Annotated in this window: 11 protein-coding genes; 8 read left to right on the top strand and 3 right to left on the bottom strand. The window is 72.3% G+C overall.

The features are described 5' to 3' along the window. Window positions 1-38 precede the first annotated feature (38 nt). The 5 genes from A6F73_RS38330 to A6F73_RS38310 all read left to right on the top strand — a co-directional run bounded on the left by A6F73_RS38330 (window position 39) and on the right by A6F73_RS38310 (window position 4,051). Complete coding sequence (locus A6F73_RS38330; RefSeq protein WP_159398765.1) at window positions 39-590, top strand: hypothetical protein; 552 nt, start codon at window positions 39-41, stop codon at window positions 588-590. A gap of 851 nt (window positions 591-1,441) precedes the next feature. Next, a complete protein-coding gene (locus A6F73_RS38325) occupies window positions 1,442-2,398 on the top strand; it encodes a phosphotransferase (protein ID WP_159398764.1) in 957 nt (318 codons plus the stop codon). Continuing rightward, complete coding sequence (locus A6F73_RS38320) at window positions 2,395-2,892, top strand: hypothetical protein (protein ID WP_063353083.1); 498 nt, start codon at window positions 2,395-2,397, stop codon at window positions 2,890-2,892. Before A6F73_RS38325 ends, A6F73_RS38320 begins: the two co-directional genes overlap by 4 nt. Next, window positions 2,889-3,521 carry a response regulator transcription factor gene (locus A6F73_RS38315; RefSeq protein ID WP_063353082.1) on the top strand — a complete coding sequence of 211 codons (633 nt, stop codon included), beginning with the start codon at window positions 2,889-2,891 and terminating at the stop codon, window positions 3,519-3,521. The genes A6F73_RS38320 and A6F73_RS38315 overlap by 4 nt, the downstream gene beginning before the upstream one ends. A 62-nt stretch (window positions 3,522-3,583) precedes the next feature. After that, window positions 3,584-4,051: a LuxR C-terminal-related transcriptional regulator gene (locus A6F73_RS38310; protein ID WP_063353081.1), complete on the top strand. Its 468-nt coding sequence runs from the start codon at window positions 3,584-3,586 to the stop codon at window positions 4,049-4,051. 76 nt (window positions 4,052-4,127) lie between these two features. Here the strand turns inward: A6F73_RS38310 and A6F73_RS38305 are convergent, their stop codons facing one another. Further along, window positions 4,128-5,510 (bottom strand): hypothetical protein, encoded by a 1,383-nt coding sequence (locus A6F73_RS38305; RefSeq protein ID WP_063353080.1) that lies wholly within the window; start codon window positions 5,508-5,510, stop codon window positions 4,128-4,130. Between the two features lie 193 nt (window positions 5,511-5,703). On the opposite strand from A6F73_RS38305, the gene A6F73_RS38300 reads away from it, so the two are divergent. The 3 genes from A6F73_RS38300 to A6F73_RS38285 are packed head-to-tail and all read left to right on the top strand — an operon-like array spanning window position 5,704 to window position 9,078. Next, on the top strand, window positions 5,704-6,729 hold the full coding sequence (locus A6F73_RS38300; RefSeq protein ID WP_063353079.1) for a dTDP-glucose 4,6-dehydratase: 1,026 nt from the start codon (window positions 5,704-5,706) through the stop codon (window positions 6,727-6,729). Continuing rightward, window positions 6,719-7,948, top strand: a complete 1,230-nt coding sequence (locus A6F73_RS40160) for an ATP-grasp domain-containing protein (protein WP_244293885.1) — start codon at window positions 6,719-6,721, stop codon at window positions 7,946-7,948. The genes A6F73_RS38300 and A6F73_RS40160 overlap by 11 nt, the downstream gene beginning before the upstream one ends. Beyond that, window positions 7,945-9,078: a DegT/DnrJ/EryC1/StrS aminotransferase family protein gene (locus tag A6F73_RS38285; protein ID WP_063353078.1), complete on the top strand. Its 1,134-nt coding sequence runs from the start codon at window positions 7,945-7,947 to the stop codon at window positions 9,076-9,078. The genes A6F73_RS40160 and A6F73_RS38285 overlap by 4 nt, the downstream gene beginning before the upstream one ends. A 17-nt stretch (window positions 9,079-9,095) precedes the next feature. Here A6F73_RS38285 and A6F73_RS38280 read toward each other — a convergent pair whose 3' ends face one another. Beyond that, complete coding sequence (locus tag A6F73_RS38280) at window positions 9,096-10,265, bottom strand: UDP-N-acetylglucosamine--N-acetylmuramyl-(pentapeptide) pyrophosphoryl-undecaprenol N-acetylglucosamine transferase (RefSeq protein WP_063353077.1); 1,170 nt, start codon at window positions 10,263-10,265, stop codon at window positions 9,096-9,098. A 323-nt stretch (window positions 10,266-10,588) separates the two neighbouring features. Further along, window positions 10,589-11,326, bottom strand: coding sequence for a hypothetical protein (locus A6F73_RS38275; protein ID WP_063353076.1), 738 nt, complete (start codon window positions 11,324-11,326; stop codon window positions 10,589-10,591). Window positions 11,327-11,499 lie beyond the last annotated feature (173 nt).

Genomic DNA, 11,499 nt, shown 5'->3' with positions numbered 1-11,499 from the left:
GGACCATCGTGTACGCCGTCTCACCCACCATGCCCACCATGCCCGCCACGAGCACCGTGGACGCCGGGCGCAGCTGGCTCGCGTACTGGAGCCCCGATCCGGGGGAGTGCCTGGCCGCGTGGGACGGGGGCGGGCTGGCGGCGATCCCGATGGGTGCGTTCTGGGTCGTGCAGACCTCGGCGACGTTGGGGTTGCGCGCGGTGCAGGTGCTGCCGCAGTGCGGGCCGGTCCTGCACAGCGTCGTGGGCGCGACGGTGGAGTTCCTGGTGGCGCCCCCGACGGCGCCGCTTCGATCGGGGTGGCGCGGCATCGGCCGGGTGTTGGACCGGGGCGTTCTGCCGTGTCCGGCGCCGGGCGCGGCCGCGCCGTCGACGCCGGGGGGCCTGCCGGTGCGCAGGGCGGCGAAGTGGGTGGTGGAGCCGGACGGCAGCGGCCGGCTCCTGGCCCTGGACGAGGTGCTGGGAGCACTGAGCGAGGACTACGAGCGCGTCGTCGCCCGGGACGGGGAGCGGGAGTGCGCCGGGGCGGTGGGTTCGGCCCGGCCGCTGGCCGCGGGTGCGTTCCTGCGCGCGGCGCGCAGACCGGTCTGAGTCGCGATCTCCTGGCAGCGCCCCGACTTGGGCGGCTGTCAGGTGCGGCCCGCCTTGTGGTGGGACGGGCCGGCGGCGGGAGCGTGCGTGCCCCACCCCCGTGGGTGCGCCCGTCCCCGCCGTAACCCCTGGTTCCGCCCCCGCTCTGCTCCGGGGGCGGAACCAGGCAACCCTGGTGCCGCGCCCTTGCCCGGCGCGGCACCACCCCATGGACGGCCGCTCCGATAGCGGCCAGGCGGTGGGCCCGTGGAGACCTGGCGGGCTATCAGGGGCCCACCGCCACCCCTTCGACCACGAGAGACGAGGACCAGGAGATGGGATCGGGGAGGGCGGCGTTCGCCGACGGCCGTGCGAGACTCGCGGCGGCGCCGCCGGCAGCCCGCAGACGGGGGCGCAGCCGGTCCCCGAGTCGCCGGGGGGAGTGGAGCGGCCGCGGCCGTTGGTGGTGGTGGCGTGGGACCTGGAGGGCGCCGACCTGTCGAGGGCCGCGGTCTGGCTGCGTGACCAGGATCCGGACCTGGCTCCACCTCGACCAGGACCGCCTGCACACCGTCCTGGCTGCGGGGAATCGCTGATGCACGAACAGGCGGGGCGACCGGGGTCGCCTCACTGACATTGACATTCACGGCTTCCGCCGCCGCAGCGACCGTGCGACGGGCGGCGGACGACAGCCGACGCGGGACGGCCGAGAACCTGGGGAGGTCCGGGTCCTGCGTCCGGCTCTGCCTGCTCCCGAGGGTGCCCGTGGTCCCGCACTCGGCGGAGGCACCGGAGCAGGCCCCTGGGCCGGGTCATCACCTGACCGGCCCGGCCCAGGAATACCCATCCAACTACCTTTCACAGGAACAACGTTGACTCCAGAGGAAAGCCTCAAAGTGGTCCGCGCGGCCGCCCGGTACCAGGGCTTCGACCCGTACGGTGCGACCCTTCTGCAGCCCGGCCACAACCACACCTGGCGCCTGCCCGAGGCGGGAGCCGTCGGCAAGGTCCACGGGCCGCCCGCCACGTTCGTGTCGACGTACCGCCAGAACCTGGCTGCGTTGTGGCTGCTGGATAATGGCGTCCCGGCCGCCAGGCCGATCGGCCCCGAGCGCTATCCCGTCCGGCACGGCACCGGCCGCAAGGTACTCCACATCACCTTCGCCGAAGACCTCGGCAACAACACCACGCCGCCCGAGCCCGAGCAACTCGCCTTGCTGTTAAGGAAGTTGCACGGCCTGCCCGTTCCCTCCCGGCTGGGCCTGCCGGTCTTCGACCCGATTCCCTCCCTGGCCATGCGCATCAGCACCCTCCCGGTCGGGATCCTGAACCGCGGCCGGCGCGAGCGTTTGCGTGAGCGCCTGGAGGCCGCCCGTGCCGCCTGGCAGACCACCGAGTGGCCCGAGCGGATGTGCGTGCAGCACGGCGACGTCGGCCTGGCCAACTGCATCACCACCCCCCACGGCACCCCCACCCTGATCGACCTCGAACGCATGGCGATCGGGCCCGGCTGGTGGGATCTGGCCGCGATGGCCTGGCGCCGCGACGCCCTGGGCGCCGACCCCGACGAGTACGCCGAGTTCGCCGCCGCCTACGGCGTCGACATCACCGCCCACGACCACGGCCGCACCTACCACCAGGTACTCACCCCGGTCTGGGCGATCAGCGCCTGGCTTGCCGCCGTCGGCTACGCCCGGCAGGACCCCTTCTGGCAGCGCCAGGCCGACCTGCGGCTGGTCACCGTCCTCGCCGATCCGCTGCCGCCGTTCCCCTGGCACTGGGCCCTGGCCGATCGGGCCGGGAAGAAGCCCCTTGAGGTGACGCCGTGAGCGCCCTGACCGAACCGGTGCCCGGCGACCGGGCCGCCCTGCTGGTCGCCCGTACCGGCATCCCGGTGCTGCTGCTGGCGGGCGAGACGGGAGTACCGACGCTGGCCGCGAGCGTCGGCACCGCGGACCCGCGCCGCTACACCGCGACCACCGCTCTCTACGGCGACGGCATGCGCGGCGAGGTCCACGCCCCCGGCGGTCCCGACCCGGAGCAACTGGTTCACCAGGCACTGCCCGGCGCCGCGCCGGTCCGGTTCGCGCTGCTGGCGACGCCCGGCGGGATGACCCTGGGCGTCGAGGCCCGACACGACGGGCTGGTCGCCCGGGCCGGTGTCTGGCAGGGCTGGACGCTGCTGCACATCACCCTCGATCAGTACGACCGGGGCCGGCTCCCGGCGCTTCGGCTGATTGGCGCGGACTCCCTCCCCCGCGGCCGCCCGGGCCGTCCGTCCTGCCCCGAGTCCGCGCGTCGCCTTCGGCAGGTCAGCCGGTGATCACTGTCTACGGCGCCGCGGTGCGCGCGGGCGTGCAGGCCCCCGCGTTCCCGTCGATGTTCCTGGCCGGCGCACCGCAGCGGCCCCCGAGGGCGACGCTCCGCATCCGATCCGGGCGCCCGATGCCGCTGCTGATCGCCGGTGCCCACTGCCCGATCTGTGACGGTCAGTTCATGGCCACCCCGGCCGCCGTCGAACTGCTCTGCCTCACCGCACACGGCTTCAGCGCCCACGCGATCGGCCGTCGCCTGAACACCGGCGCGGCCGCGGTCGCGGACGACCTCCAGGCTCTGACCGTCCAGCTCGCGGCCGCCAACGCGGTACAGGCCGTCGACATCGCCGTTCGGGCCGGGCTGCTGCCCGGGCCCGCGCGCCGCCCGGTGATCCGCTACTGGATCACCGGGCGGCAGCTGGCCGTCTTCCAGGGCATGGCCGACGGGCTGACCGACAGTCAGATCGGCAGAGCGATCGGGCGCACCGCCCGCGCGGTCGCCGCCTGCGCGCAGCACTTCCTGCAACGTCACCAGCTGAAGACCCGCCCGCAGGCGGTGCGCCTGTTTCACGCCGCCCGGCTCCTGGACGACACCCACCCCTGCCCCTGTCTGAGTGAACCCGGAACCACATCATGACCGATTCAGGATTCCGTCCCGACAGCATCCGGGGCCTTGCCTGTCCGGAGTGCGGCGTCAGCGTGAGCGTCACCCTGTTCCAGCAGCAGGTCCTGTACCAGCTGGCCTGGGGCGTGCCGACCGCCCAGATCGGCCGGCTGGTGAGTGACGGCAGTGTCCCCAGGCCCGAGGACCAGGAGCGGGGAGCGGCGGCGATCCGTACGGTCCTGCGCCTGCTGAAGGCGAAGGGGCGTGTCCAAGCGGTCGACACCGCCTGCCGGAGTGCGCTCATCGTCCCGCCCACCGGGCTCCGGCCGCCGTCGGACGGGATCCCGGAGGACCTCCTGCGGGTCGCCGAACTGCTGGCGATCGGCATGACCCGGAAGGAGATCGCCGCGCACCTCGACATCAGCATCGGTGCCGTGAAAACGCGGTTCGACCGCCTGTACGACATGCTCGGCGTCACGACCGGGGACCACGCCGTCTTCTCGCTCCACGCCATCGGCATCCTCCCGGCGCACCACCCCTGCCTCTGCAACGGGGATCGATGAACCGTCACCCGGCAACGCCACCCGGCCCACCGCTTACCCGACGTCGGCTCGGTCTCGGTTTGGTGCGGGTCACCGCTCAGCTGGCCATGGCCAGCTCCGTGCGTGCCCGCTGCAGCAGGTCCCGAACCGCCGGCTCCTTCGGCCAGCGCCGCAACTCCGTCGTGTAGTCCCGCACGTAGTCCCGTGCCCGCGTCGACTGCACCCGCGCGAGGATGTCGATCGCCCGGTGCCCCATCGCGACGCCTTCCGCGAGGTTGCCGCCCTGCAGGTGCACCGTCCCGAGCACCGTGAGGCGCAGCCCGACCGAGCGGGCGAACGAGTCCTTGGGCATCGTGTCGGCGTGCCGGTTCCACGTGAACGCCGCCTTCGGGTTGCCGAGGTCCCGCCATACTTCGACCGCGTCCGATGCGAGCCGGGTGTGGCTCATATAGCTGATCCACTCCGGATCGTCGCCGGGGCGTGTGCGGTCGAGGAGCGTCTCCGCCTCCGACAGGGCGCGCGATGCCGCCCGCGGGTCCCGTGACCGGCCGTGTGCCCGGGCCTCGACCATTTTCGCGAACGCCAGCACCCGCGGGCTCGCTGACCCTTTCGCGCGCTCGTAGCCGCCCTGGACCATGTCGATGGCCTCGCTCGGGTAGCCGCGCAGCATGGCCTGCAGCGCCATCGTGGACATCACGTGGCTGCCGACCTCGGTGTCGCCAGCCGCGCGGGCGAGTGCGAGGGCCTGGATGAAGTGCCGTTGTGCGGCGTCGTGCTGGCCCATGTCCAGTGCGGCCCAGCCGACGACCCGGGCGAGCTCGGCGGTCACGCAGTACAGCTCGGCGCCGATCTTCTCCGGGTAGGTGCCGACCAGCAGCGGGCTCGCGCGGTGCCGGAGGCAGTCCGCGACGCTGCTGGAGCGCCAGCTGCCGCCGCCGTACTTCGAGTCCCAGGAGCGGGCCTCGCTTGCGGCCTGCCACAGCTCCTCCAGGTCCGCGCGGCCGACCTGGAGGCTGCCGCGGTGCCCAGGCAGCGGCGCGGAGGGCTGGACCAGCCAGCGGGTGACCGGGGTGGTGTAGGCGGCGACGGCGAACGCGCCGCCGATGAAGTCGCGTCGGTGCACGGTGCTCCAGAAGTTCGCGGCGTTGCGCACGGCGTCGCCCGGGTTTCTGGGGAAATCCAACCCCATCGCGGCCGGGTCAGCGGGGAGGCTGGCCATGCCCATCTCCGTGAGGGTGACAGGCCGTCCGAGGCGTTCTCCCAGCGCAATGGCGATGAGCTCGGGGGCCGGGGCGTCGGGGATCATGCCCTTGTCCACCCAGTTGCCGACACTCGTATGGGTGTATGAGCGCGGCTGACCGCGCTGCGCGGAGAGCTCGTTCACCCGCTGCGCGAGGCCCTTGCGGCTGCGGCCGCTTGCGGCCAGGAGCGTGCCGAGACGGTGGTTCGGTTCGCGGGTCTTGCGTGGTGCCGGCGCCATGAGAGGTCTCCTGTCTGCCGGTGGCCGGGCTTCGAGGGTAGGCCCACAGGCAGCAACACCGGTACCGCTCCTGTGATTTGTGGGCCCCCTCTGTGTGCCTGCCGGGCACCACCCTTCCGGGAGTGTTCTGGAAGCCGGTCGGACCGCTCCTCGCGACAGGGCAGGGCGGCCGCCCCCCGGAATGGAGGCGCGCATGCGCCAGCTGCTCGTCACCGGCGGCGCCGGTTTCATCGGATCCCACTTCGTCAAGCGGATGCTCGCCGCCGACGACGTCGAGCGGATCACCGTCCTCGACGCCCTCACCTACGCGGGCAACCTGGACAACCTGGGTCCGGCGCTCGACTCGCCGAAGCTCACGTTCGTCCACGGCAACATCCTCGACACCACGCTCGTCACCGACCTGATGGCCCGGCACACCGCGGTCGTGCACTTCGCCGCCGAGTCCCACGTCGACCACAGCCTCGCCGACGCCGGGGCGTTCGCCGCGACGAACGTCCTGGGCACCCAGCGGCTCCTGGAGGCCGCGGCCAACGCCGAGGTGTCCAAGTTCGTCCACGTGTCCACCGACGAGGTCTACGGGCCGCTCTTGGACGGTGCCGCGACCGAGGACGCGCCGCTGCGCCCGACGGTCCCCTACGCCGCGAGCAAGGCCGCGTCGGACCTGGTCGCCCTCTCGTACGCGGTCACGTTCGGGCTGCCGGTGTGCGTCACCCGCTCCTCGAACAACTACGGGCCCGGCCAGCACCCGGAGAAGGTCATCCCCCGGTTCATCTCCGCCCTGATGCGGGGCGACAAGGTCACCCTTCACGGGCAGGGTCAGCACGTGCGGAACTGGGTGCACGTCGAGGACAACTGCGCCGGCATCGAGCTCGTGCTGCGCGACGGCATGCCCGGCGAGGCCTACAACCTCGGCCTCGGGACGGACCTGACGAACCGGGAGCTGACGGCGCTGCTGCTGCGCGCCTGCGACGCGGACTGGAGCCGCGTGGTGTACATCCCGGAACGGACCGCGAACGACCTGCGGTACGCGATGGACTGCGCCAAGGCCAAGCAGCTCGGCTACCGGCCGTACCGCTCTCTCGACGACGGCCTCGCCGAGACCGTCGCCTGGTACCAGCACCACCCGGACCGCTGGATCCCGCAGGCCCGCACCCCGCAGCCCCCGGTACCCGTCGTCCACATCACGGCCCCGAGCCCGGAGCATGACCGTGTCCGGTGACCAGTTGCCACAGAACGCGCTGCTCGTGCTCGGCGCATCGGAGGAGCACATCCCTCTCTACCAGGAGGCGGCACGCCGAGGAATCCCGACCATCGCCGTCGACATGCGCCCCGACGCCCCCGCGTTCCCCTTCGCCGACGCGGCCGTGAAGATCTCCACCCGGGACGCGGATGCCATCGCCGAAGCGCTGGGCGACACGCGGCCCGCCGGGATCGTGGCCGGGGCGAGCGACGCCGCGCTGCTCACCTGGCGTGTCCTGGGCCTGCGCTACGGCATGCCCTACGTGTACCCGCAGGCGGCCCTGGCGGGTCTCGACAAGGCCGCCTTCCACAGGGTCGTCGCGTCCTGCGATGTCGCCGGGTACGGGTGGGCCGCGTCCGACGACCTGGCCAAGATCGCCGCGAAGGCGGCCCAGCTGCGGTTCCCGCTCATGGTCAAGCCGGTGGACGGATCGGGCAGCAAGGGCATCACGCGCCTCACCCACCCGGACGGCCTCCCCGCCGCCATCGCCCGCGCGCGCGCCTACTCCGCCTCCCGGACCGTCCTCGCCGAGGAGTACGTCCACGGCCGCCAGCTGACCATCGACCTCTTCCTTCGCGACGGCACGCCGGTCATGACCTGCATCAAGGACCAACACCTCGTGGCCGGCAGGAGCGTCGTGCGGCGCATCAGCACCGCGCAACTCTCCCCGCAGGAGCACCGCCACCTTGAGGACATCGCCGTCCGGCTGTGCGCCGCGCTGGGCATCGTCAACGGGCCCGCGAACTTCGACCTCGTCCTCGGCGAGGACGGCCAGGGCCGCATCATCGAAGCCAACCCCCGCCTGAGCGGGGACAGCATCCCGCGCCTGCACCAGGCCGCCTACGGCGTCAACGTCGTCGGCGCACTCATCGCACTCGCGCTCGGCGAGCCGTTCGACGCCTACCTGAGGCCGACGCGCAACGCCCACGCCGGGGTGGAACTGCTCGGCTCCCCCCTCGACACGGAAGGCGAACTCGCCACCTGGGAGGGGGTCGCCGAAGCCCACGCCGTCCCCGGTGTCACCGGCATCGAGCTGTACGCCCAGCCCGGAGACCCCGTCCACCCGCACGACCAGTCCGGCCACAAGATCGGCATGATCACCGCCACCGGACCGTCGCCCGCAGAGGTGTCCGCGGCCCTGGACAAGGCCACCTCACTGCTCCGACCGATCATCCACCCGACCCGGGAGGCATCATGACCACCCCGCCGCGGCCCAACGCCGCACACAACGCCAGCCCGTACCTGTACGGAACGGAACTGGAGGCCGTGGGGCGCGTCCTGGCCGACGGCCAGTACGGGCACACCGCCGTCACCGAACAGTTCGAGCAGGACGTCGCCCAGTTCCTCGGCGTCCCGGACGCCGTGGCCACCGCCTCCGGCACCGCCGCCCTGCACTGCGCCCTGCTGGCCGCCGGCATCGGCGCGGGCGACGAGGTGATCGTGCCGTCCATGACGTTCTGCGCCACCATCCAGGCCATCCGCGTCGTCGACGCGATCCCCCGCTTCGTCGAGGTCAACCCCGACACCCTGTGCGTGGAGGCCGCTACGGTCATGGCCGCCGTCACCGACCGCACCCGCGCGGTGCTGCCGGTGCTGTACGGCGGCCGGGCCGTGGACCTCGGCGCGGCCCACGACACCCTCCACGAGCGCGGCATCGCCGTGATCGAGGACGCCGCACACGCCTTCGGCTCCCACCTCAACCACCGGCGCGTCGGCGCGACCGGAGCCCTGACCTGCTTCTCCTTCGGACCCATCAAGAACCTCACCTGCGGCCAGGGCGGCATGGTCATCCCGCGCACCCCCGCCGAGGCCGACTTCCTGCGCAGCGTGCGGATGCTCGGCGTCGTGCAGTCCCAGGCCGAACGCCAGGCCACCACCGGCTACAGCGTGGAGGCCTTCGGACTGCGCTACCAGATGTCCTCCATCAACGCCGCCATCGGCCTCGCGCAGCTGCCCCGCTTCACCGAGACGGAGAAGACCCGGCAGCGGCTGTGGACCGCCTACCGCGACGCGCTGCGCGGCATCCCGGAGGTGGAACTGGTGGACGTGGACGTGGCCCGCACGGTGCCGCACCTGTGCGTGGTCCGGGTGCCGCACCGCGAGGACGTGTTCCGGCTGATGAAGGCCCAGGGCATCGCGGTGGGCGTCCACTACCCGCCCAACCACCTCCAGCCGGCCTTCAAGCCCTGGCACCGGCCGCTGCCGGTCACCGAGAAGGTCAGCGAGGAGATCCTGAGCCTGCCGTTCCACCAGCACCTCACCGAAACCGACATCAACCGCGTGGCGAACTCCCTCGAACAGGCCCTCACATCGGCAGGAAAGCCCTGATGCCCAAGGCCTGCTGATCAGGCGCGGGCGGCGGACAGCAGCACGTCGACCAGTCGCTCGGCAGCATCGGGGCGGCCCATCCGCCGGGCCTGGTCGGCGATCTGTCCCCGCAGCCCGGCGTCGGCGAGAAGCGGCTCGATCGCGCCTTGCAGCACGGTGGCGTTGACCTCTCCGGTCAGCGCCACCGCTGCGCGTTGCCGCTGCAGGTGCATCGCGTTCTGGGCCTGCTCGTTGCCGGCCGACGTCGCGAGCGGCACGAGCACGGCGGCCTTGCCCAGGGCGGTGAGCTCGGCGATCGTGCCGGCGCCGCTGCGGGACAGGACGACGTCGGCCAGCGCCAGCACGTCGGGGAGCTCGGCGCCGACGTAGCCGGTCAGGTGGTAGCGGGCGGCCAGGTCCGGCCGCAGAGCGTGCACCGCCGCGCTGAGGGCGTCGACGTTCGCGGGCCCGCACTGATGGACGATGTTCGCCCGCGAGAGGAGCCACGGAAGGGTGTCCCGCACCAGTTCGTTGATCTGCTGCGAGCCCTGGGCGCCGCCGGTCACGTACACGGTCGGCAGCCCGGATGCGAAGGAGTGCAGGCCGAGCGCGTCGACCGCCTTCCGGGCGTGGCCGGCCAGCACCTCGGGCCGGACCGGGTTGCCCGTCACCACCGTGGTGCCGCGCACCGACTCCGGCAAGAGTTCGAGGGTGGCCTCTGAGGAGACCGCGAACCTGGTGGCCGCGCGCGCGAGCGACCGGTTCGCCAGCCCGAGCCGCACAGTCTGCTCGTGAACGACCAGCGGCCTGCGGCACATCTTCGCCGCCAGACCGACCGGCACCGCCACGTACCCGCCGGTGGCGAGGACGACGTCCGGCCTGAAATCGGCGACGATCGCGCGGGCCTGGGCTACGCCGAGCGGGACGCGGCTCATGTCGCGCACGTTCGCGGGCGACACGAGCTTGAGGGGGTTCGACGAGCGCCGGACCTTGCCCGTCGCGACCGCCCGAAAAGGAATACCCTCGCTGGCGGCGACGCGGTTCTCCAGGCCACCGTCGACGCCGACCCACAGCACCTCCAGCGCTCGGCCCGCCGCGGCAAGCCGAGCCTGGAGGGTCCGGACCGCGGTCAGAGCCGGGTACGTGTGACCGCCGGTGCCGCCTCCGGACACGATCAGCCGGAACGGCTCGCTGCTGTGCTGCGTCACGGGACGCTCCCTCTTGTTCGCGGACGTCGTCCGGTCCACGCTAGCGCCTGCCTGGAGAGCACAGTTGGACCGTCACACCTGAGGGGGAGACGCCCCGGTGCGCTTGCGCGGTTGCCGGTCCGGGCCGCCGAGGCCGGCGTGGCCAAGCCCACCCCCCCTGGTATACCGGGCGGCCGCAAATCGCATGGGCATCCACCCCAGGACCTCTTCTACTTCGACAACGAGGTCACCTTCGTAGCCGGAGCCCGGGCTGCCGGACTGCGCGTCGAACTGTTCACCACACCGCAGGCCTGTGCAGACCGCCTCGCCAGCCCGGACACCGGTCACCGCCCGGACAGCAGCTCAGACAAGGTCGACTTGGAGATGCCCAGCTCTGTTCGAACGGCCCGGGAACCATGAAGATCGACCAGCAGCTGAGCCGCGATGCCACGTTGCGTGCGTACGTCCCGAGCAACGGTCCGGCGCAGCAGCTCGGTAACGGTCGCGGCCGCCCGTGCCCCGGCCAAGGCCTGTGCGGTGCGGGCGGTGCCCGGCAGAGCCAGAGCAGCGACCAGCCGGCGAGCGTGCCGGGCGGCGAGCAGCGCTGGAGGAAGGCCGTCCTCGTGCACCTGCGGGAGCCGGTAGACGAGCTGGGCGGCTTCGAGTTCGCTGAGCTTGCTCAGCTCCCCGGCGCTGTCGATGTGCACGTACTGGCCGTCCTGGGTTACGAGCAGCTTGAAGCCGGCTGCGACGATGCGTTGCGCACCGGCGACATCGACGACCCGGGCCTGTTGCCAGATATGGTGCGGACCGGTGATGACCTGCGGGTGCTGGCCGGACGTGGCGCCGGCCAACCGCCAGTGGTCGTTCGCGGCAAGGAGGTCGGTGAAGGTGTCGCCAGCGGCGAGTCTCTCGTGGAGGGCTTCGGCGCCGATGGCGATCAGGCCGTTGTACGGTCGGTCAGGATCGATTCGTCCGAGGGACCAACCCCAGCGGCCAAGCTGCAAACAGGCGACGGGGGCTTGGTCGGCGGGTGTTCGTGCGAGTTGCTGAAGGTCAACGGTGGTGAGGGCGAAGCGCACGGGCCGGTCCTGTCATCGGTTCGGGTTCGGTGCGCCCCGAACTTAGACACGCCCGGTGCCTACGGTCGCGGCCCTCTGCTCGTGGTCGGCTGCGGTCGCCCACAGTTCCCGGGCGGGGCGGTTGGTCGCGTCCGTGCCGGCGGCTTCGGCGGCCGTGGCCGCTAACCCCCACA

Source organism: Streptomyces sp. MJM8645 (genome assembly GCF_001625365.1).
Classification (GTDB): Bacteria; Actinomycetota; Actinomycetes; order Streptomycetales; family Streptomycetaceae; genus Kitasatospora.
Note: the sequence above shows the minus strand (reverse complement) of the source record. Positions and strands in the feature narration are given on the sequence as shown.

Excerpts from the sequence above, each read along its gene's own strand:
- A6F73_RS38330 (WP_159398765.1), top strand. The coding sequence starts at position 39 with ATGCCCGCCACGAGCACCGTGGACGCCGGGCGCAGCTGGCTCGCGTAC.
- A6F73_RS38305 (WP_063353080.1), bottom strand. The coding sequence starts at position 5,510 with ATGGCGCCGGCACCACGCAAGACCCGCGAACCGAACCACCGTCTCGGC.
- A6F73_RS38300 (WP_063353079.1), top strand. The coding sequence starts at position 5,704 with ATGCGCCAGCTGCTCGTCACCGGCGGCGCCGGTTTCATCGGATCCCAC.
- A6F73_RS38285 (WP_063353078.1), top strand. The coding sequence starts at position 7,945 with ATGACCACCCCGCCGCGGCCCAACGCCGCACACAACGCCAGCCCGTAC.